Below are 21,016 nucleotides of genomic sequence, written 5' to 3' on the forward strand. Positions count from 1 at the left end.
ATTATTGGACATTCCCGGACAAAGCTCGCCATAATAGTTGTTGCAGGATGGTCTGGCGTGTCCTCTGTTTTATTTACCGGAGTTGAAGGATTCATGGGTCTGGATAAGTTATATATTGATAAAGAACTGAGCTGGCTGGCTTTCAATGAACGCGTACTCCAGGAAGCCGCAGACAAAAACAACCCACTCATTGAGCGTATGCGCTTTTTAGGCATCTACTCCAACAACCTCGACGAATTTTACAAAGTACGTTTCGCGGAGTTAAAACGGCGCATTCTTATCAGTGAAGAGCAAGGCAGCAATGCTCACTATCGCCACCTGATGGGCAAGATTCAGTCCAGGGTATTAAAGACCGATCAGGAGTTTGATGGGTTGTACAATGAACTGCTGCTGGAGCTGGCGCGCAACCAAATATTTCTCATTAACGAACGTCAGTTGTCAGATAACCAGCAAGTCTGGTTAAGAGAATACTTCAGGCAACATTTGCGCCCCTATATCGCGCCTATTCTTATCACCCGCGAAACCGACCTGGTGCAATTTCTTAAAGATGACTTCACCTATCTTGCAATCGAAATAATTAATGGCGATGTGGTGAACTATGCGCTGCTGGAGATCCCTTCAGATAAAGCGCCACGGTTCGTCAACCTGCCACCAGAAACACCTCGTCGGCGCAAGCCAATGATCTTACTTGATAACATTCTTCGTTATTGTCTGGATGATATTTTTAAAGGCTTTTTTGATTATGACGAACTGAATGCTTACTCCATGAAGATGACCCGTGATGCAGAATATGACCTGGTCACAGAAATGGAATCCAGCTTGCTGGAACTGATGTCCTCCAGCCTGAAGCAACGCTTAACCGCAGAACCTGTGCGTTTTGTTTACCAGCGCGATATGCCAGCAGAAATGGTGGAGTTATTGCGCGAAAAACTCTCTATCTCGCGTTACGACTCCATTATTCCTGGTGGGCGCTACCACAACTTTAAAGACTTTATTGGTTTCCCGAATATTGGCAAACCCAACCTGCTCAATAAACCTTTACCTCGCCTGCGCCATTTGTGGTTCGATAAATTCCGCAATGGGTTTGATGCCATCCGTGAGCGGGATGTATTGCTGTACTACCCTTACCACACTTTTGAACATGTGCTTGAACTGTTCCGCCAGGCCTCGTTTGACCCCAATGTACTGGCTATCAAGATAAACATTTACCGGGTTGCCAAAGATTCGCGCCTGATTGACTCCATGATTCACGCGGCGCACAACGGCAAAAAAGTCACAGTGGTAGTGGAATTGCAGGCGCGGTTTGACGAAGCTGCGAATATTCACTGGGCAAAAAGGCTTACTGAAGCCGGTGTGCATGTTATTTTCTCGGCGCCAGGGTTAAAAATTCACTCCAAACTGTTCCTGATTTCTCGCCGTGAAGGTGATGAAGTGGTGCGCTATGCCCATATCGGTACAGGTAACTTCAACGAAAAAACTGCCCGATTGTATACCGATTATGCTTTGCTTACCGCTGACCAGCGGATAACCAATGAAGTACGGCGCGTATTTAATTTCATTGAAAACCCCTACCGACCGGTAAATTTCGACTACCTGATTGTGTCACCGCAAAACTCCAGGAACATGCTCTACAAACTGGTTGACCAGGAAATTGCTAACGCGCAGCAAGGTATACCTGCAGCCATTACTCTGAAAATCAACAACCTGGTTGATAAAGGTCTGGTGGACCGGCTGTATGCAGCGTCCTCTGCCGGGGTGAAAGTCAACCTGCTTATTCGCGGCATGTGTTCATTAATCCCTGACCTGGAAGGGATTAGCGAAAATATTCGCGTTATCAGTATTGTTGACCGCTACCTTGAGCACGACAGGGTCTATATTTTTGAGAATGGTGGTGACAAAAAAGTCTATTTGTCTTCTGCCGACTGGATGACGCGCAATATTGACTACCGTATCGAAGTGGCTGTCGCGTTACTGGACCCGGTGTTGAAACAGCGCGTTCTGGATATTATTGAGATACTATTTAGTGATACAGTGAAAGCGCGTTTTATTGATAAAGAACTGAGCAATCGCTATGTGCCCCGCGGTAACCGCCGCAAGGTGCAGGCGCAACTGGCGATTTACGATTATCTCAAATCCCTGGAACAACCTGATTAATCTATGCCAATAACCAAACATACTCCCCGCCCTGAAGAATTTGCGGCGGTCGACCTTGGCTCCAACAGCTTCCATATGGTTATCGCGCGTGTGGTCGATGGTGCGATGCAAATCATCGGCCGGCTAAAACAACGTGTACATCTGGCAGATGGCCTGGATGATAACAGCATGCTGAACGAAGAAGCGATGGAGCGTGGTTTATCCTGCCTGGCGCTGTTCGCCGAGCGCCTGCAAGGGTTCAGCCCTGATAATGTTTGTATTGTCGGCACGCATACCTTGCGTCAGGCACGCAATGCCACGGAATTTCTCAAACGTGCGGAAAAAGTGATTCCCTTCCCGATTGAAATTATTCCAGGTAATGAAGAAGCCCGTTTAATATTTATGGGTGTGGAACATACGCAACCGGAAAAAGGCCGCAAGCTGGTTGTGGATATCGGTGGCGGGTCAACTGAACTGGTTATTGGTGAAAACTTCGACCCGGTTCTGGTGGAAAGCCGACGGATGGGATGTGTGAGCTTTGGTCAAACCTTCTTTCCTAACGGAGTTATCAGCCCGGCAGCATTTAACCGGGCAAGGCTCGCCGCAGTGCAGAAACTGGAAACGCTGGCGTGGCAGTACCGCCTGAAAGGTTGGGATGTGGCGATGGGAGCATCAGGCACAATTAAAGCGGCCTGCGAAGTCTTACTCGCCATGGGGGAAAAAGACGGCATGATAACCCCGGAGCGCCTGGACCGACTGACCACTGAAGTGCTGAAGTATAACCATGTACTCAGCCTTTCATTGCCAGGTCTTTCTGATGAACGTCGGGAAGTCTTCCTGCCAGGCCTCGCCATTCTGTGCGGGGTGTTTGATGCACTGAAAATTAAAGAACTACGTTTATCTGATGGGGCGCTGCGCGAAGGTGTTCTGTATGAAATGGAAGGCCGTTTCCGCCACCAGGATATTCGTATTCGCACGGCCCAGAGCCTGGCGAATCAGTACAATATTGACGATGATCAGGCCCGGCGAGTACTGGAAACAACCACATATTTGTTTGATCAATGGCAGGCTGCTAACCCGAAACTCTCCAACCCTCAACTGGCAGCACTCTTGAAATGGGCCGCCATGTTACATGAGATAGGGCTCAATATTAACCATAGTGGTATGCACCGCCATTCTGCCTATATCCTGCAAAACAGCAACCTGCCTGGTTTTAACCAGGAGCAACAAACGCTGATGGCGCTGTTGGTGCGTTTTCATCGTAAAGCCATCAAACTGGATGAGCTACCACGATTTACGCTGTTTAAAAAGAAACAGTACCTGCCATTGATTCAGTTACTGCGCCTGGGCGTATTACTGAATAACCAGCGCCAGGCAACCACCACGCCTCCGTCGCTGGTGCTGACAACAGACGAGAACCACTGGACACTGTGCTTCCCGCATGACTGGTTCAGCCAGAATGCGCTGGTATTACTGGATCTGGAAAAAGAACAGCAATATTGGGAAGCCGTGACGGGCTGGAAACTGACCATTGAAGAAGCACAACCAGAAGAAGCTTCCGCGGCCTGACCCGCACTGGTTACAGTTGTTACTTAATGGTGGGCAATATGTTCTTTGCCCGCCATTATTTTTGCCCAGTGTATTATGTATTACACAGGCTCCGCTACACCGCAGTGAGCCCGTTTATCATGGCCAAATAATTTTTCAATAGGCTCCGGGTGGCCAATATAATACCCTTGCAGGTAATCGACCCCCATCTGTTTGACCGCCTCGCAAATTGCTTCGTTTTCAATATATTCCGCAACGACTTTCATTCGCTTTACCCGTGCTAACTGGCAAATAGACTCAACGATTTGGTAGTCCAGGCTACTGGTTAGTATGTTACGCACAAAGCTGCCGTCAATTTTAAGAATATCGGCGTTCATTTTTTTCAGACGCGCATAGCTTGCATACCCTGAACCGAAATCATCAATCGCGACACTGCACCCCAGGGCCTGTAACCCGGAAAGATTATGCCTTGCCTGTTCCACATTGGTTAATTCATCTGTCTCCGTCACTTCAAGCACCAGTTGCCACGGCTCCACATCAAAACGAGTCAGTTGACGGGAAACTTCTCGCACCAAACCATTATGGCAAACTGATGCAGGTGATAAATTGACAGATAACCGTATGCCGCGCTGGCGGTCTTTATGGCACTGTATAAATGCCAGGCTATGTTCCAGTACCCAGAAGTCCAGGCGAGAAGACAGGCCAAATTCGCAGGCTACCGGGAAAAATACCTCCGGAGATATCACTTTGCCACCTGGCCCCGACATACGCAGAAGCACTTCATACCAGGTATCCCCGCGTACCCCCTGAATGGGCTGCACCAGTAAACGGAAATGATCATGTTCCAGCGCTTCCTGTAGCATATTCATCATGGCCACTTTTTTTCGCATATCTTCCTGCAATGGGTGCAGTTGGCTGTCCAGTAAACCTTCCACACGGTGCGTGGTGAGCGAAAATTCGGCCATGGTGCTCAACTCCCCCAGTAACAAAGGCAGATGATTTACTGGCGGTAAAGCAACACAATAACTAATACCGGTTTGCGGTTGAAAAACCATGCCATCCCATAAGAAGCGAAATTGTTGAATTGCTTCACTCAGGTGATTAAGGCGCTGCTCATCACCATCACTGTTATTCAAACGCAATACCAGGTCATGCCCGGAGAGGTTATACAGGTTTTCGTTTTCCCTCAGGCTTTGGCGTAAATACATTCCCAAATGCTGTTTATAGTGGATGCGAAACAGCAGACCATAGTTGCGCCCCAGAATTTCCAGTTCCGGTATGCGGATAAAGCACAACAGAGAGCTGGCATATTTACTGGTATCGCGTGTCAGAGCCCGTAAATTATGGAGCTGAAAAACGGGGTCAATTAATGCTAACTGGCGCACATGAAAAAATACCGTACGCTGGCGAGTGGTCATCGCCGCCATTAGCGCAATAGTGAAAGAAAAGACCATCCAGCAGGAAGAGGTAATCGCCAGTTGCAGAGCAAAATCTTCGCCAGCAGGTACATAGTTGCCAAAATAGCGGCACAACACTATCAGGGAAATACCCCATACAGTAGTGATAAACAAATAACCAAAACGCATAGCCGCCCACAGCATCAGTGGTAATAACAACGTAAAGGTATAGCTGGTATTAAAAATCGTGCTGGAAGGCCCCGGTTTGGAAATCATCAATGCCATCAGCACGCCGGTGAGAAAAAACCAGGTCAGTATTTCAGGCAGATGCACATGTGGATGAAACTGTTTTTTTAGCCGCCACCAAAAAATTCGGCAAAAGGACGGGTTACGAATGGCACGAATAATGAAATAGCATAAGGGCATCCCGGAGAGTGTGCCCACCATTAATGACTGGAAATTAATCAGCGTGCGAATGTTCAGCGGCTCCGCACCGTTAAGGCTGTAATAACCATCCAGAAAACCGAGGAAAACAGCCAACTGATACCAGACCAGAAAGGTGGAGGAATAAATTAACACCAGCCACATGCAACGCGAAAAAGTAAGGCTCAGCGAGCCAAATATGACCCGGTATCGCCGCCAGACAAACACCCGGTAACCAAACCAGCACAACGCCAGAGGAACCACCATTAACATAATGGCGTTCAGAGTATAGGTAAGACCATAGCCGGGGAAATAACGCACAAAGATAGCCAGCGCTATACCCGGCAGCGCAGCCCAGTCAAAAATCAGCATCAGTGCCATGAACAATGCATGTGGCAGGTAATAGAGCACAGTGCGCCCATCATCAAGAATGGTGAAAGTATTGCACCATGCTGCGAGTGGTAAAAAAAACAATGGCAGAAAACCCGGTAGCGCCCACCACTGGTTTTTATTACGTTGATACCAACTCTTCATATTACCCGCTTAATCTTACCCAAAAATCTGTGATGGCCAGGGCTTCCTTTGTTGCGCCAGGAGCCTGACTGAAATGGCGTGCAATTCTAGTGCCCTCTCCCCCATTTAATTTGATGCAGATCAATTCATGCTGGATTGTTAACCAGCGCAGGCGCTGAATGCACGGTTTTGGCGAAAATACAGATATTTCCCTTTCGAATTATCTGAACTGCACACCACATATCGGGCGCGTGAGATGTCTTTTTAGTGATTAAGAATTGACCTTATAACAGAGCTGTGCCTAAATAAGCATATCGCCCGTTTGGGTTTACTACAGGTTCCATTTCGTGACAAACGCCACCACTATGCGCAGACGACACCGATTTAACAGCCGAATAGCACGAACTGTGTTGTTAATCAGCTTTTTATTCTTCTTTGGTCGTTTTGTTTATTCAGCTATTGGCGCATGGTATCACCACCAAAACAAAATTCAGTCTCAGCAATCAAGCCTGAGTATTGATGCCACTTCCCAGCAACAATCACAGCAGTAGCACGCAATGATTTGAAAATGCTTCAGGGTAAAGACCCGGTTCACAGATATTGGCTGGCTGCCTAATCAAGCAAGAGTGCCATGACACTCAGTCAGTGGAATGAAGCCTGCTGAGTCATACCGCCCGGTAAACTACACCAGCCAGTATAGCTCTGGTTTTAGTGTTGTCCGGGCTTCATTCCACAGTTAGCAATGGTTCCAGATGTACTTCAGGCGTTTCAGGTGACGTTTGCTGAATCCTGGTACGCAGTACAGGGCCAGTAGAAAATTCTGTTTTCTGAATACGCTTATCCAGAACATGGCAACAAACTGTGTTGTAGCGCAGAAAAAACCATCGTAGAGATAATATTGTTATTCAGCGTTAATATGTTGAATTGCTGAAGAAACTTAATTTAAAAATAACACAGCATGCTAATAAACCAGGTAATACAATAGCCTGGCATTGTCTGGTCAGGCAGAAGGGTAAGTAACCACTGGCAGAAAGGTACAGTAAAAATAACCCGCTAAATATAGTTAACTTAAAGTCAAATTAAAGAAGAAAACGAAAACTGAGTATCATTCTTTATGACTAAAATCATGATGAAGTGAACATTAAAGGTTCTTCATGAGCAGATTAAGACACACCGTTCATTTGATTATTGTGCCATCCACTCCTAATCTTTTAGAAAACAATAATCAGGCAGTCACTCAGTAAGGTGTATGCCCGTTTATTATCTACCCAACATTCTGTTACCCGGGGAGATGAGAGTGAAGATACAGCCTGAATATGCCTGTAGCGAATTGATGGACCCTACACTGGCGGTTAGCGAGTTTGCTAATAAAATTGGCAGTAAAGATATTGATCTGGTTATCTTTTTCTGCTCGCCAGATTATGACCTTGATATATTAGGGAAAGCATTAAAAAACACATTTGACTGCCCATGTATTGGTTGTACCGCATCAGGGCAGATAGGTACCAATGGTTTTCAGCACTCAGGTATTGTGGGGCTTGGACTCACAGGCGGTTTTCAGACACATTCATTCCTCATTCAACCACTGACTGACTATAGCGAAGCTATTGCTCACATTGCTGAGGCACTGAGAGTTGACAGTGAGGTCCACCCTGATTTGCATCGTTTTGGACTTTTACTCATAGATGGGCTTTCTATGGCCGAGGAGCGGTTGGTCGCTAACCTGTACCAGCAAATTGGCGATGTACCCATTATTGGTGGTTCTGCAGGTGATGACCTGCGCTTTGAACAAACCATGATTTATGACGGAAATGGTCGGTTTATTCCCAATGCAGCCATATTTTCTGTTATTTCAACTAAGTCACAGATTACGACATTCAAAGTTCAACACTTTATTCCTGGTGAGACAGAGCTGGTTATTACTGAAGCTGACCCGGAAAAACGGCTTATTATAGAGATTAATGGCGAACCGGCGGCACAAGCTTATGCAGAAGCGCTTGGGCTCACCGTACAGGATCTGACACCTGTTGTTTTTTCGCGTAATCCATTAGTACTGACATTTGGAGATGAGCCTTATGTCCGTTCAATTCAAAAAGTAAACGATGATTTCTCACTGACCTGCTATTGCGCAATTGAAGAAGGATTAATCGTCGCCATTGGTGTGGCCGAAGACCCAGTCGATACATTACATCAGGCGTTTGAACACGTTAAAGAAACAATAGACAACCCATGCGTAATTATTGGTTGTGACTGTATTCTGCGAAGACTGCAGTTTGAACAGGAAGGGATTGACCAGGAAATTGGCAAGGTAATGGTTCAAAACCGCGTTATTGGGTTTTCTACCTATGGGGAGCAGTTCAACGGATTACATGTGAATCAGACCTTCACGGGAATCGCGATTGGGGAGTAATATGTCTGAAAACAGAGTTGATGCAGAACCAGTAAGCGCGATTCTATCCGGTGAATTCGCCAGAAAACTCGCTGCCCGCGACAAAACGATTGAAGTGCTTAAACGGCGAATAGCACGGGAATCCCATCTAAGTAATACCACGCCTTTTGCTATCCTTGAGCAAAATGTAGGTTTGGAAAAAGTTGTGGCCCTCAAGACGCAGGAGCTTGAAAAGAAACGTCGAGAACTGGAAACAGCGCTGGATGAATTACGTATTACTCAGTCTCAGCTACTCCAGGCACAAAAAATGGAATCTATTGGCCAACTTGCCGCAGGGATTGCCCATGAAATTAATACACCTGCTCAATATGTCTCAGACAATGTTGGTTTCGTAAAATCAGCCTCAGATTCTCTGTTACACCTACTCGATGCTGCGTTAATACTGGCAGATTCAGTTCGTGAGCAAATGACAGAAATGCCTGCATTACAGGCATTTGATACTGCGTTAAAAAAAACTAAAGTTGATTTTTTTCGCCAACAAGTTCCAAATGCACTGGATGAATCACTCGAAGGACTGGGGCGTATTACTAAAATTGTTTCTGCGATGAAAGAGTTTTCCCATCCATCACAAAATGAAAAAGAATATGCAGACATCCGTGAAATTATTAATACTACAATAACGGTAGCACGTAATGAGTGGAAATATGTTGCCACTCTCAATACTTATTTCGCAGATAATCTACCACAAGTCCCTTGCCTGCGAGATATGATTGGCCAGGTCATTCTTAATCTGGTTATCAACGCTGCTCATGCCATCGCAGATAAAGTACAAGCAGGAGTCAAAGAAAAAGGAAATATTGAGATTTCAGTTATACCGAAAAATGATTATCTTGAAGTAAAAGTTAAGGATGATGGCACTGGTATTCCTGAAAATATTCGTAACCGTATTTTCGAACCTTTCTTTACTACCAAAGCAGTCGGAAAAGGCACAGGCCAGGGGTTGGCTATTGTGTATTCAACCATTGTTGATAAACATAACGGGCAAATCCGTTGTGAATCTGAACCTGGTATTGGTACTACCTTCATAATTGAGCTTCCCTTGCACTACATTGCGGAGGGTAATGAGGCATGCAAGTAATGTTTGTCGATGATGAAAGCCGTGTGCTTTCAGGAATTGAACGAGCACTCATGATGCAGGATACGGGGTGGTTTTACCGTTTTGCCACCAGTGGTCAGGATGCGCTTGCCATGCTAGAAGAACACCCTGCAGATGTAGTGGTATCTGATATGCGCATGCCATTTATGGATGGAGCAGAATTGCTGGCACAAGTGCGGGAACGCTGGCCCAGAGCTATTCGAATCATACTTTCCGGCTATTCGGATGCCGAAGCGACATTGAGAATGCTGGATGTTGCTCACCGTTTTGTGGCGAAGCCCTGCGACAGTAAAACGCTCCTGGCAACAGTTGAGAATGCGCTCGCGCTACGCAATATGTTTCTGGATCCGAAGGTCGCTGAAATCGTAGGCCGCATCAACTATCTTCCCCCGGCACCAAAACTGTTTCTTGAAATATCTCGGCACATCAACAACCCTGGGGCAGATACCCGGAAGATTATTGACTTACTGAGTAGCGACCCGGCCCTGACTGCCAGAATCATGCAACTGGCAAATTCAGCCTGGTTTTCCCGTGGAAACCAGGTTAGTGACATTGGAAAAGCGATAACGAACCTTGGTCTGGAACAAGTAAAGCTACTTGTGCTCGCCTCGCATGTTTTTACTGAGGCAAAAACTGATCCTTATGTTGAACAACTTCAGCAAAAGGCAATGCTTGCTTCAGGGCTTGCCACTCGCATTGCTGGCAAACAAGGGCCAGAACAAACCGCATCCTTGCTTGCTAATACAGGGTTGCTTATCCCTGAATTACGCACACCTGAGTATGTGAAAGAAACGACCGCGTGCAATACCCCATTAAGTGCTGCGATCAGCGCATATCTTTTAACCCTGTGGGGGTTGCCCGCAGAAATTACTGATGCCGTTGCTCATCACCAGCACCCTGCCCGCCTGGAAAATGAAACATTTGGTATCACTGGCGTGGTTCATGTCGCCGTTATGCTCGCAAATGATTGCTCCCCAGACCTGAGTTATCTGGAACAAACAGGCATGCTGAATAAACTGCCACAGTGGCAGGCAATGCTAACTGAATTACAGGAAACGACTAATGACTGAAACCACTTTGCCCAGAGTACTCTGCGTGGATGATGAACCTAATGTACTGGCAGCAATGGAACGCAATCTTTTTGGTGAGTTTGATGTGGTGACAGCCAACAGTGGTGAAGAGGGTTTGGCCCTGCTCGGCCGTGGAGAGGTTTTCTCAGTAATAATGTCTGACATGCGCATGCCTGGTATGGATGGCGCCACTTTTCTTTCACGAGCGAAAGCCATTTGCCCTGACAGCGTTCGGCTACTTTTGACCGGGCAGGCAGATCTTGCTTCATCAATTGCCGCAATCAATAAAGGGGCTATTTTCCGCTATCTCTGTAAACCCTGCCCCAAAGATGAACTGGTTTCTGTATTAAGTGAAGCTGTCAATCAATACCGGCTCATTTGTGCGGAAAAAACATTGCTGGCGACCACGCTCACAGCCTCCGTGAAGACGCTCACTGAAGTCCTTGCCATGGTTGCGCCCTGGGCCTTTCAGCGGGCAGCCTATGCACAGGCTTGTGTTCAGTTCGCGTTACCTAAACTGGGTTGGCCAGATGAATGGATTTACACCATTGCTGCATCATTAAGCCAAATTGGTTGTGTTGGTATTCCCGCAGATATTGTCCAGGCTGACGCGGCGCAGCGTAAACTTAGTGAAGATGAACAGCGACTTCTTCATGATCACCCTGAAATTGCCGCCCGGTTGACTGAGCAAATCCCTCGCCTTGAGCAGGTTGCGGAAATTATACGCTATCAGAATAAATGTGCTCCGCCGGATAGTGCCATTGAAGTTAGCCGGGGAGCACATTTATTGCGTGCCGCACTGGAACTGGAACGCCATGTTTCCAGAGGTCATACCAAGGATAACCAATGGAATATCTTACGTGCAGTGCGCCCTGCTCTGCCTGAATATATCATTAAAGTGCTGGGTGATTTTCGTATTAATGCTGTTGTTACGCGCAGTGCGAACATCCATGAATTAATGCCAGGCTGGGTAGTGGATGAAGACATCCGAACAACAAATGGTTTGATGGTACTGACTAAAGGCCATGAGCTGACAGACACAGCAATATCAGCGCTGAAAAGGCTACTGGACCTTGGTGCTGTTCAGGAACCCGTTCGGGTACGTGGTTTAGTTGAGAATCAGGTCTTATAATAAGACGCCCATAGCAGGAAAGTCCGTTATGAGGCGAGATAAAGCGAGGTGAGTTATCTTCCGTGTGATTTCAATGGCGGCGTAATACACCGCCAAATATATATCTGTGCAATAATCAGGGAACAGCAAGCACCGCGCAATTACACAGGTCATCGCTTTCAAACTGAGTAATATCACCGGCCTGTAACCCGGGAACCGGAAATACGCGCACAGTAAGTGGCTTGTTTAAACGAAAAGCCATTGTCCCGGTATCTCTCATTAAAGCAGCGAGTTTTTCAACAGAGACATCACCAGGGACGGGAACAGTATCCAGGCCAATTCCACAAACAGCGCTGTATGTCAGCAAAGCACGAATATCAAAGTTTGATTTTACAGAGCCATCCGCTAATCCCTTATCTTCAGTTAACGCAAGCATTAACCCGGAAAAACCCACTAAATCGGTTTCCTTGATTGATTTAAATACCTTTGTTAATAAGCCAGAAACTTCAACGGTACCTGCTGCACCAAAGTATTCCACGCCCATTTGTTCATAGACTTCAGCCATACTGGCGCAATTTTTTGATGGCGCAGCTGAGCTATCAAAACCTGAAAATTTGAAAGGTAACTCTATTTCGGCATCAGTAATAATTTGTTGAATTGCAGAGATATGATACTGAAGAGCGGTATGCAGTATTTTATAATAACTACTGAACCTTTCGTTATGGCTGGTGGCTTTTGTTTCTGCATTAAAAGCTTTCAGTGTGCTGACCAGCAAGTCTGGTGTTTCAAGGCCAATGACAAAACAATCGCCTGACTCACTCTGATGATACCCTGCCGGGGAATAAGGAATGAGCGGTTTACAGTTGAAGTTAACGGTGAAATTAAAATTACCTTCCCCACGGGGCGTTATCGCACTGATTTCTTTCACGCACAGAGCAGCCGCGCTTATGAGCTCATTATCGAGAATGCCAGACTCATCAAGAGGAACATTCACGCACGCATTGCATAAATCACCAAATTCATTAATAAGCGCCGGAAGCAACTCAATTTCTCTTGCTGTCTTAGCTTCACCAACAGCAAATCTGACCCGTATTCCTGACTGGCTATGCTCAGCCAGTAACTCACTAATATAACGTAAATCAGTCCGGGCGCTCTCTAAACTGCTTAAATTGAGATACTCCCCAAATGGATTTGTCACAATACGAACAGATTGTACTGTATAGTGATGACTTTGAAACTCAGCAGTTAACTCTGATAAAAACCTCGATGCTTTGCTAATTTCATTTTTCCAGCTTTCTTTATCCTTATTTAAAGATAAAAATGCCGTTATCGTCCGTATGTTACATAGTGTTTTATCTTTATAATCCACCCGACACTCCCTATACATTTTCGCCATAACTGAAAGGGCAACCCAAACAATGGCTGCGATACAAAACCATATCATACTTGTAGCAATCAGGACGAAGATACACTGATAACAACGGGCTTTGCATTCTCCTGGCCAGTAGATTAATACAAATACAGTGGCTTTTCGCATTCTGGCGATATGTGTTACCTGGTTGATACCAATAATGTGGTGGCCCGGTAATGGAGCAGTTATCCGTTATCTGTGCACACTTGCGGAATAACGGATAACAGGCCCCGGATTATCATATTGTAAAACGCCAGCTATTATCTCCTCTTCTGCAATTAGCTATTTCAGCGTTCTATTCCCGATGGATACTGGATTCGGCCATCCACTGTTCAGCATCTTCGCCAGCAGGGATATACAGTGGAGCGGTGCTATCTGTTGCAGCCTGCCAAACAGCTTCAGCCACATCAGATGCATGAGTCACCGGACCGTTATCTTGCTGTACATTCTTTACGAATTGCTCAAACACCGGAGCATAATCAGGGTCATCTATACCACGTATATGTGGACGGGCATTGTCACCGAAACGGGTTTCGGGAGAACGACCAGGCAAAACAATATGCACCCGGACACCGAAAGGTTTCACTTCCATTGCCAGAGATTCAGTAAACGCATTTACCGCTGCTTTACTTGCCCGGTAAACACCAACAATCGGCAATGTTTTCAGGGTTACCGTAGATGTCACGTTAATAACAACCCCAGAGCGACGATGGCGCATTTGTGGAACAAAAGCCTGTATCATAGCCAGTGTTCCAACCGCGTTAGTCTGAAACAAAGCATAAATTGTTTCAGGGTCAGTCAATTCAACCGGAGCTGGGGCCCCGAACCCCGCGTTATTTACCAGCACATCGACAGCCCCTGCGGCCTCCGCTGCCTGTGCAATACTTGCCGGGTCAGTTATGTCGAGTTTTATCAAGCGAAGCCTGTCAGATAAGGGTAATAAACCTTCACGCGGCGTTCGCATCGTTGCAATAACATCCCAGCCTTTTTCAATAAACAACTTCGCTGTTTCCAGGCCAAAACCTGATGAGCAACCTGTAATCAATACCTTAGGCATAATCGTCTCCACTAGAAGTTAACACTGACAGAGTAGTACTTAATGATTGGACGTTATATAATCAAGAATCGCCATTACTTTAGAAATAGTCTCGATAATGACTACAGATCCTCTTGCTCAAATTGTCACTTTGCTACAGCCTGCTGCACGTTTTACAAAACTGGTGGAATGTAGCAGCCTGTGGCGAATTCACCGTGAGGAAACCGGTGAGCCTTTATATTGCGCAATTCTTGAGGGTAGTTGCCGTATGACCTTCGGTGGGGATCAACAATTCACCCTGCATGCCGGAGACTTTATACTCGCGCCGGCAATGAAGGATATGGTCAGTGCCAGCCTTGACGCCCCTGAAAGCATGCCTTTTACCCACCCAATACAAATAAGCGAAGGGTATTTCCGCGTGGGAAGCCAGGATGGCCCGGCTGATCTACGCATGCTGGTTGGGCATTGTAGTTTCGGCGCGCTGGATGCTGCACTGCTTGTTTCGTTATTACCTGAGGTCGTTGTGGTACACAATCAGCCCCGGCTCACCACACTCATGCAGCTCATCAACGAGGAAATGCGTGCACAATGGGCAGCAAAAGAACCCGTCCTGGAACGGTTGCTGGAGGTACTGTTGATTGAGGCGTTACGATCCAGAACGGAAACCACATCTGCACCAGGGCTGATTCGTGGACTGGGTGACGAACGGCTTGCTGCCGCGCTGCGTTCAATGCATTCCCACCCGCAACGGACCTGGACTATTGCAGAACTTGCTACCGAGGCCGCTTTATCCCGTTCAGCCTTCTTCGCGAGGTTTAACCGTATCGTCGGCTTGCCGCCAATGGAATATTTACTGGCCTGGCGTATGACACTCGCTAAGCAGTATTTGCGGGAGCAGCAACTGAACGTTGAACAAGTTGCCATACAGGTGGGTTACCGCTCGGCAAGCAGCTTTAGTGTTGCCTTTGCCAGGTATGTTGGCCTGCCTCCCGCACGCTATGCACGGGGGGCAACACTTTCACCGCAGACAACCCCCGGCAGCCTTGCGCATGGTTAAACCCCAGGTACTTCGTACAGCCTATTTTCAGCAGTTCAGGACAAATCTGGCACTCCAACGGAAACTGACCAGGGGGTACTCGCAAACTGAGTGAGAATATATGCGATAACCGGGTGTGCCCCTACAACAGCACACCGCAGATAGCCCGCGATAGTGTCAATTCTGATTTATCTTTCTCAGAGAGGGTGAGTAGCTTAACAAAGCGATGTATTTTCGCGTTCCTGCCGCAGTATGGGAGAATTGGTTATGGTGGTTCCTCACGAGTGAAAAACAACCCAAAGGCTCATACAATATAAGTAAAGATATCAAGATTGTAAAAATGGGATAATATCATTTTACGTCTGATATCTTTTCTCGGAAAAACACATTAAACCATCTCTTTAATCCATTTTAAAAATGCGTGAATCTTTGGTCTGGTTTCATCACTTTTACGGCAGATAAGATCATATCCAAAACCAGAAGACACATGCTCAAAAGGTGCAACAAGTTCACCCGATTCTACATATGGTTTGATAATATGATATCTACCTAATGCCACCCCCATGGAGTTTCTGGCTGCAACCATTGTAAGCTCCTCATGATTGAAAACGTATTTGTGTTTTAATATATTTGGGTTTCTATTTGTCGATATCAACCAATGTTGCCACTCGTTAAGGGGTGACAAAAACTCCAACGATTCAGTGCAGTGAAGAAAAGTTACATCTTTGAGGTGATTATCGTTTTCAAGTAAGTGAAAACGTTTAGCATATTCAGGTGTACAAACAGGAGTTAGAAACTCATCAAATAAACGCACATGATAGAAATCAGGATGTTTTTCATTTCCATAATAAATAGCAATATCTACAGGTTGATTTTGAAAATCCAGTTTACTGGCCTTAACTCTAATTTTAACATCAAGGTGTGGATATAAGCATTGAAAGGTGGATAATCTGGGAACCAGCCACAAATGTGCAAATGTTGGAGCCACTCCAATATATAACTCACCTCTTAATTCGTTAAATCTAATATCATCTATTTCAGAAAAAATAGCTGAAACAGATTTTGTTAAGATTCTCAACATCCGTTCACCTTCTGCTGTCAATTCAAGTTTCCTTGTCAAACGTATAAAAAGTGCAAAACCGAGATCTACTTCAAGTTTTTTCACTCTTTGACTTACAGCACTCTGCGTTAAACACAATTCTTCTGCAGCAAGGGTAAAACTAAGAAATTTAGCTACCACACTGAAAGTATACAGATTTGCTAAAACATTCTCTTTGTTGGCCATAGGTATTCGCTTCCATGTATAAGCTATTTTAATGCATAAGCTACGCGATGTTGTTTGTCGATATTGGTTGTTTTATGAAAGATTAACATAACAATCTATCTAAGGAATAACCATAATGAGTAATAACTTAAAAGTTGTCGTTATTGGAGGAGGCTCCAGCTATACACCAGAACTGATTGATGGCCTAATAAGTCGTCATACTGAGTTTCCAGTCAGTGAATTATGGCTAGTAGATATAGAAGAAGGAAGAGAAAAAGTTAATATCATTTCTGAACTTGCAAAGCGAATGATAAAACATAAAGGGTTACATATCGATATTAAAGTTACCCTTGATCGCCGCCTTGCTCTCAAAGATGCCGACTTTGTTTGTTCTCAATTTAGAGCAGGTTGTCTGGATGGCCGTATTCGAGATGAACGCATCTCTCTTAAGTACGGAATGATTGGCCAGGAAACTAATGGTTTGGGTGGTTTTGCCAATGCATGTCGTACTATTCCTGTAACACTTGAAATCTGTCGAGAAATGGAAGAACTTTGTCCAGATGCCTGGTTTCTTAACTTCACGAACCCTTCAGGAATGGTCACCGAGGCAATTCTGAAGTACACAAAAATAAAAGCCATTGGATTATGTAATGTACCAGTAATTATGGAGAAAGGAATTTCTCAACTAATTAATGCCCGAGAAGGTGAGTTTATTATGCAAGTGGCTGGCCTTAATCATTTGATATGGGCGCGTAAAGTACTATACCAAGGCGATGATAAGTTAGATTTTGTCATGGATGAAATACTTAAAGGTAATGATCCTCTGGTTCCTTCCAATATTCCTCCGTTTGAATGGCCTGACGATCTCCTGAGGAAAATGGGAATGATCCCATGTGCATATCTACGATATTATTACATGAGTGATGACATTATGAAGCAGGAGCAAATTGAGGCAAATGGTGAAGGAACTCGTGGTGAAGTAGTTAAAGAAATAGAGAAAAAACTTTTTGATATTTATAAGAACCCAGCACTTGAAGAAAAACCTAAGGAACTCGAGAAAAGAGGTGGACAGTATTATTCCGAGGCCGCATGTGAGCTAATGGCCTCCATATATAATGATAAACGAAAAATCATGCATGTTAATACTCGAAACAATGGCGCAATCAGCGGATTGCCCAACGACTGTGTCGTTGAAGTCAGCTCAATCATCACTAAAAATGGTCCATTGCCTCTTAATGTCGAGCCATTTCCTGATGATACACTACGGCTTATCCAGCTTATGAAAGAATTCGAAACGCTGACAGTTGAAGCCGCAGTAAAGGGCGATCTTGTTGCAGCAAAACGAGGTCTAATTCTAAATCCAATCGTAAATACTGGTACGATATTGGATGAGGCTCTCAAAGAAACGGTATTTGAAAACCAAGAATACATGCCTCAATTTCTCTGGATGTTTGACAAAAGTTAAATTTTAATTAATTAGGAACCAATAACACTTTATTTAATTTACATATAAATATTTCAGTGTTGTTAAGAATTGAATGATAGCTTGCTTTTAAATCTAAAGGTTCAAACATGACAAGAGTTATGAATAAATTAACATCATTTCTGGATCGGCATTTTGTCCCATATGCGGCAAAAATTGCTAATCAAAGACATCTACAAGCTATCAGAGATGGCTTAGTTATGTCTATGTCGTTAGTTATCGTTGGTTCAATTTTTTTAATTATCGGTAATATACCGATTCCTAGATATGCCAACCTAATGGCATCTATCTTCGGCAATGGCTGGAAAGAGGCGCTATCTATACCTGTAGGTGCTACCTTTGGCCTGCTCGGTTTATTTGTTAGTTTTGGGGTTGCTTACAGATTGGCTGAGAAATATTCTTTGGATGCCGTTACCTCTGCTCTTGCTTCGGTAACTGCCTTCATGATTGTTTCACCATACGAAATTTCTGTTTTTATTAAGGAGTTAGGTAAAAACATAGATGTATCTGGAATTAATCTAAATTACATGGGTGCCAAAGGAATGTTTGTATCTATTCTGATGGCTATATTTTCCGTTGAAATAATGCGATTCTTTGTTAGAAAAAATCTGGTAATCAAAATGCCAGATAGTGTTCCCTCTGCTGTCTCTAAATCATTCACAGCATTAGTACCCATATTCTTTATAGTTCTATTCGCTCTTGCTTTACGTATTGGAATCCAAAATACCAGCTGGAAAAATATACATATACTCATTCAAACATTCGTATCACAACCACTTTTACATGCTGGTGGTTCCTATTGGGGTGCAATGCTCACTACTTTTTTTATTAGTATACTATGGGCGGTAGGTCTTCATGGCTCAACTATCGTTCAGGCGGTAATGATGCCGATTTGGTTAACCCTGATGGATCAAAACAGGATTGCTTTCGAATCAGGTAAAGAAATACCCAATATAGTTACCTTTGATTTCTTTTACTTCTCAACAAAAATGGGAGGAGCTGGTTCGACATTAGTACTGGTGTTATTTATGGCATTTCTGGCGAAATCTCAACACTTGAAAGAAATTGGTAAATTATCGATAGTACCAGGAATATTCAATATTAACGAACCTGTTATTTTTGGTGTTCCAATTGTACTTAATCCATTACTACTTATCCCTTTTATTATTGCACCGCTTATTGCTACAACGACTACCTATTTTGCTATGGCAACAGATATTGTCCCTAGATTGACCGGGGTCACCCTCCCCTGGACGACTCCAATAGGAGTGTATGGTTTTTTAGCTACTAATGGTAGTGTTGCTGCTGTTATATTGACGGCTGTTAACTTACTGATTGTTGGTGTTATTTATTATCCTTTTTTCGAAGTCTTCGACAGACAAAAATGTCAAGAAGAACTCAAAAAAGAACAAGATATTGCAGTTTAACAATAGAAAATTTATGTGAACTTAATCACCGATGAGGTTATACGATGAAAAAGATAATTTTATGCTGTATGGCAGGTATGTCCACGAGTATGTTGGTTGCTAAAATGCAGCGTGCAGCTAATGAAGCAAACATAGAATGTGAAATATATGCAGTAGCTGCTGACCAACTAAAATCAAATCTAGATGGTGCAAACGCTGTTTTGTTAGGACCACAGATTAGCTATAAATTACCTGAGATAAAACAATTATGTAATAAAGTTAATGTACCATGTGATGTCATAAATATGCTGGATTATGGTTCAATGAATGGTGCCAGGGTTTTAAATTTTGCCATGAAAATGTTTCTTGAGCCTGCTGATTAATTTTTATTAATTGCTATTCTAATTTTTAATTCCGATTATATAAAATATAAGAAGGTGAAAGATGAAAATTAAAGATATAGAAATTTTTTGCGCGGATTTTGAACCGTCCTCACCAAACGAACCTGTTTTTATTAGAATTAATACGGACGAAGGAATTAGCGGTTTTGGTGAAGCAGGCGTTGCCTATGGTAATGCAAAACTCGGTGCCATTGGGCAACTGCAGGACTTTGGCAAGTTGATCATCGGACAAGATCCTTTTGCAATAGAAAAAATTTGGGATCAACTTTACAGAGATACTTTCTGGGGACAAGGTGGAGGTACAATAATTTTTTCAGCCATTAGTGCTATTGATATTGCCCTTTGGGATATCAAAGGTAAGGCATTAAATGTGCCCGTATATGAATTATTAGGAGGGAAAAGTCGAGACAAAGTTAGAGCCTACGCCAGCCAAATTCAATTTGGTTGGGATAATAAAGAAGTACCGTTACCAGGAATTACACAATTATCAGATGCTGCAAAGAAGGCAGTAAGTGAAGGTTATACAGCTATTAAAGTCGATCCTTTACAAAGAGATATTCATGGAAATAAAAATAAGAGAAATGATGGTTTTTTAATTCATGAAAAGTTGAAACTTTGCAGGGATAGACTAGTTGCTATTCGCGAAGCGATTGGCGACGATGTAGATATTATACTGGAGTTACATGCCAAGACAGATTTCAACTCGGCTTTGCAAATTAATAAACTTATTAAGGATCTTAATATCCTTTATATGGAAGAACCATGCGTATCGCTAAATGCAGCACTATTTAAAGAGCTACGTAATAACGTTGATGTTCCACTTGCAGCTGGTGAAAGAATATTCTCTCGATATGGTTTTCGGCCATTTTTAGAGAATCGTTCTCTTGATGTCATTCAACCAGATATTGCTACTTGTGGTGGTATTTCGGAAGCCAAAAAAATCTGTGACATGGCGAGAATATATGATGTGTTAGTTCAGCCACATATTTGTGGTGGCCCAATTTCAGTTGCGGCAGCTTTACAGATAGAAGCAACAATTCCTAATTTCTGCATTCATGAACACCATATAGGAAATTTAAGTAACTTCAGTAGAAACCTGGGGGAATATGATATCCAACCGATTGATGGCTATATCACTATTCCAGACAGACCAGGCATCGGCCAAAACATTCCGGAATTAATCATTAATAAATGCAACAGTATAAAGATAAGTTAATAACTTTCAATTAGTTTGAGGGG

General features: G+C 44.1%; 16 protein-coding genes and 1 pseudogene. 12 read left to right on the plus strand and 5 right to left on the minus strand.

The annotated features are described in order from the left end of the window. Positions 1 to 93 precede the first annotated feature (93 nt). Together ppk1 and ppx are read left to right on the plus strand one after the other, a co-directional pair. Entirely contained in the window at positions 94 to 2,154 is a 2,061-nt protein-coding gene (ppk1, locus tag MPHASIOC01_RS13990) for a polyphosphate kinase 1 (protein ID WP_064596090.1), read from the plus strand. 3 nt (positions 2,155 to 2,157) lie between these two features. Then, on the plus strand, positions 2,158 to 3,702 hold the full coding sequence (gene ppx, locus MPHASIOC01_RS13995) for an exopolyphosphatase (protein WP_064595907.1): 1,545 nt from the start codon (positions 2,158 to 2,160) through the stop codon (positions 3,700 to 3,702). 80 nt (positions 3,703 to 3,782) lie between these two features. Here the strand turns inward: ppx and MPHASIOC01_RS14000 are convergent, their stop codons facing one another. Then, positions 3,783 to 6,035: an EAL domain-containing protein gene (locus tag MPHASIOC01_RS14000; protein WP_064595910.1), complete on the minus strand. Its 2,253-nt coding sequence runs from the start codon at positions 6,033 to 6,035 to the stop codon at positions 3,783 to 3,785. A 344-nt stretch (positions 6,036 to 6,379) separates the two neighbouring features. Here MPHASIOC01_RS14000 and MPHASIOC01_RS14005 point away from each other — a divergent pair, with 344 nt between their 5' ends. The 5 genes from MPHASIOC01_RS14005 (at position 6,380) to MPHASIOC01_RS14025 (ending at position 11,761) form a co-directional block, all read left to right on the plus strand. Continuing rightward, positions 6,380 to 6,565 carry a YfgG family protein gene (locus MPHASIOC01_RS14005; protein ID WP_369792679.1) on the plus strand — a complete coding sequence of 62 codons (186 nt, stop codon included), beginning with the start codon at positions 6,380 to 6,382 and terminating at the stop codon, positions 6,563 to 6,565. A 746-nt stretch (positions 6,566 to 7,311) separates the two neighbouring features. Next, positions 7,312 to 8,424, plus strand: a complete 1,113-nt coding sequence (locus MPHASIOC01_RS14010; protein ID WP_156519013.1) for an FIST N-terminal domain-containing protein — start codon at positions 7,312 to 7,314, stop codon at positions 8,422 to 8,424. A 1-nt stretch (position 8,425) separates the two neighbouring features. Next, on the plus strand, positions 8,426 to 9,541 hold the full coding sequence (locus tag MPHASIOC01_RS14015) for a HAMP domain-containing sensor histidine kinase (RefSeq protein ID WP_353612780.1): 1,116 nt from the start codon (positions 8,426 to 8,428) through the stop codon (positions 9,539 to 9,541). After that, entirely contained in the window at positions 9,532 to 10,629 is a 1,098-nt protein-coding gene (locus MPHASIOC01_RS14020; protein ID WP_064595918.1) for an HDOD domain-containing protein, read from the plus strand. The genes MPHASIOC01_RS14015 and MPHASIOC01_RS14020 overlap by 10 nt, the downstream gene beginning before the upstream one ends. Further along, entirely contained in the window at positions 10,622 to 11,761 is a 1,140-nt protein-coding gene (locus tag MPHASIOC01_RS14025) for an HD domain-containing phosphohydrolase (RefSeq protein WP_064595920.1), read from the plus strand. Before MPHASIOC01_RS14020 ends, MPHASIOC01_RS14025 begins: the two co-directional genes overlap by 8 nt. 115 nt (positions 11,762 to 11,876) lie before the next feature. Here MPHASIOC01_RS14025 and MPHASIOC01_RS14030 read toward each other — a convergent pair whose 3' ends face one another. After that, the gene (locus tag MPHASIOC01_RS14030; RefSeq protein ID WP_353612781.1) at positions 11,877 to 13,109 is read right to left on the minus strand and encodes a DUF711 family protein; all 1,233 of its coding nucleotides are present in this window, start codon (positions 13,107 to 13,109) and stop codon (positions 11,877 to 11,879) included. A gap of 337 nt (positions 13,110 to 13,446) precedes the next feature. Next, positions 13,447 to 14,208: an SDR family oxidoreductase gene (locus MPHASIOC01_RS14035; RefSeq protein WP_353612782.1), complete on the minus strand. Its 762-nt coding sequence runs from the start codon at positions 14,206 to 14,208 to the stop codon at positions 13,447 to 13,449. A 97-nt stretch (positions 14,209 to 14,305) separates the two neighbouring features. Between MPHASIOC01_RS14035 and MPHASIOC01_RS14040 the strand changes: the two genes are divergently transcribed. Continuing rightward, positions 14,306 to 15,244, plus strand: a complete 939-nt coding sequence (locus tag MPHASIOC01_RS14040; protein ID WP_064595931.1) for an AraC family transcriptional regulator — start codon at positions 14,306 to 14,308, stop codon at positions 15,242 to 15,244. Here the strand turns inward: MPHASIOC01_RS14040 and MPHASIOC01_RS14045 are convergent. After that, a pseudogene (locus MPHASIOC01_RS14045) lies at positions 15,141 to 15,411 on the minus strand (hypothetical protein). The gene MPHASIOC01_RS14040 and the pseudogene MPHASIOC01_RS14045 overlap by 104 nt on opposite strands. 200 nt (positions 15,412 to 15,611) lie before the next feature. Continuing rightward, the gene (locus MPHASIOC01_RS14050; RefSeq protein ID WP_064595934.1) at positions 15,612 to 16,508 is read right to left on the minus strand and encodes a LysR substrate-binding domain-containing protein; all 897 of its coding nucleotides are present in this window, start codon (positions 16,506 to 16,508) and stop codon (positions 15,612 to 15,614) included. A gap of 115 nt (positions 16,509 to 16,623) precedes the next feature. Here MPHASIOC01_RS14050 and MPHASIOC01_RS14055 point away from each other — a divergent pair, with 115 nt between their 5' ends. The 4 genes from MPHASIOC01_RS14055 to MPHASIOC01_RS14070 all read left to right on the plus strand — a co-directional run bounded on the left by MPHASIOC01_RS14055 (position 16,624) and on the right by MPHASIOC01_RS14070 (position 20,993). Continuing rightward, on the plus strand, positions 16,624 to 17,952 hold the full coding sequence (locus MPHASIOC01_RS14055) for a 6-phospho-beta-glucosidase (protein ID WP_064595935.1): 1,329 nt from the start codon (positions 16,624 to 16,626) through the stop codon (positions 17,950 to 17,952). A 107-nt stretch (positions 17,953 to 18,059) separates the two neighbouring features. Beyond that, a complete protein-coding gene (gene celB / locus MPHASIOC01_RS14060) occupies positions 18,060 to 19,397 on the plus strand; it encodes a PTS cellobiose transporter subunit IIC (RefSeq protein ID WP_353612783.1) in 1,338 nt (445 codons plus the stop codon). Positions 19,398 to 19,441: 44 nt separating this feature from the next. Further along, the gene (locus tag MPHASIOC01_RS14065; protein ID WP_064595938.1) at positions 19,442 to 19,759 is read left to right on the plus strand and encodes a PTS sugar transporter subunit IIB; all 318 of its coding nucleotides are present in this window, start codon (positions 19,442 to 19,444) and stop codon (positions 19,757 to 19,759) included. A 61-nt stretch (positions 19,760 to 19,820) separates the two neighbouring features. Continuing rightward, positions 19,821 to 20,993, plus strand: a complete 1,173-nt coding sequence (locus tag MPHASIOC01_RS14070) for a mandelate racemase/muconate lactonizing enzyme family protein (protein ID WP_353612784.1) — start codon at positions 19,821 to 19,823, stop codon at positions 20,991 to 20,993. Positions 20,994 to 21,016 lie beyond the last annotated feature (23 nt).

This window comes from Mangrovibacter phragmitis, from assembly GCF_040429585.1.
Lineage (GTDB): Bacteria > Pseudomonadota > Gammaproteobacteria > Enterobacterales > Enterobacteriaceae > Mangrovibacter > Mangrovibacter phragmitis.

Coding starts and splice junctions, on each gene's coding strand:
- MPHASIOC01_RS14005 (WP_369792679.1), top strand. CDS start 6,380: ATGCGCAGACGACACCGATTTAACAGCCGAATAGCACGAACTGTGTTG.
- MPHASIOC01_RS14020 (WP_064595918.1), top strand. CDS start 9,532: ATGCAAGTAATGTTTGTCGATGATGAAAGCCGTGTGCTTTCAGGAATT.
- ppx (WP_064595907.1), top strand. CDS start 2,158: ATGCCAATAACCAAACATACTCCCCGCCCTGAAGAATTTGCGGCGGTC.
- celB (WP_353612783.1), top strand. CDS start 18,060: ATGACAAGAGTTATGAATAAATTAACATCATTTCTGGATCGGCATTTT.
- MPHASIOC01_RS14055 (WP_064595935.1), top strand. CDS start 16,624: ATGAGTAATAACTTAAAAGTTGTCGTTATTGGAGGAGGCTCCAGCTAT.
- MPHASIOC01_RS14070 (WP_353612784.1), top strand. CDS start 19,821: ATGAAAATTAAAGATATAGAAATTTTTTGCGCGGATTTTGAACCGTCC.
- MPHASIOC01_RS14040 (WP_064595931.1), top strand. CDS start 14,306: ATGACTACAGATCCTCTTGCTCAAATTGTCACTTTGCTACAGCCTGCT.
- ppk1 (WP_064596090.1), top strand. CDS start 94: ATGGGTCTGGATAAGTTATATATTGATAAAGAACTGAGCTGGCTGGCT.
- MPHASIOC01_RS14015 (WP_353612780.1), top strand. CDS start 8,426: ATGTCTGAAAACAGAGTTGATGCAGAACCAGTAAGCGCGATTCTATCC.
- MPHASIOC01_RS14035 (WP_353612782.1), bottom strand. CDS start 14,208: ATGCCTAAGGTATTGATTACAGGTTGCTCATCAGGTTTTGGCCTGGAA.
- MPHASIOC01_RS14065 (WP_064595938.1), top strand. CDS start 19,442: ATGAAAAAGATAATTTTATGCTGTATGGCAGGTATGTCCACGAGTATG.
- MPHASIOC01_RS14050 (WP_064595934.1), bottom strand. CDS start 16,508: ATGGCCAACAAAGAGAATGTTTTAGCAAATCTGTATACTTTCAGTGTG.
- MPHASIOC01_RS14025 (WP_064595920.1), top strand. CDS start 10,622: ATGACTGAAACCACTTTGCCCAGAGTACTCTGCGTGGATGATGAACCT.
- MPHASIOC01_RS14000 (WP_064595910.1), bottom strand. CDS start 6,035: ATGAAGAGTTGGTATCAACGTAATAAAAACCAGTGGTGGGCGCTACCG.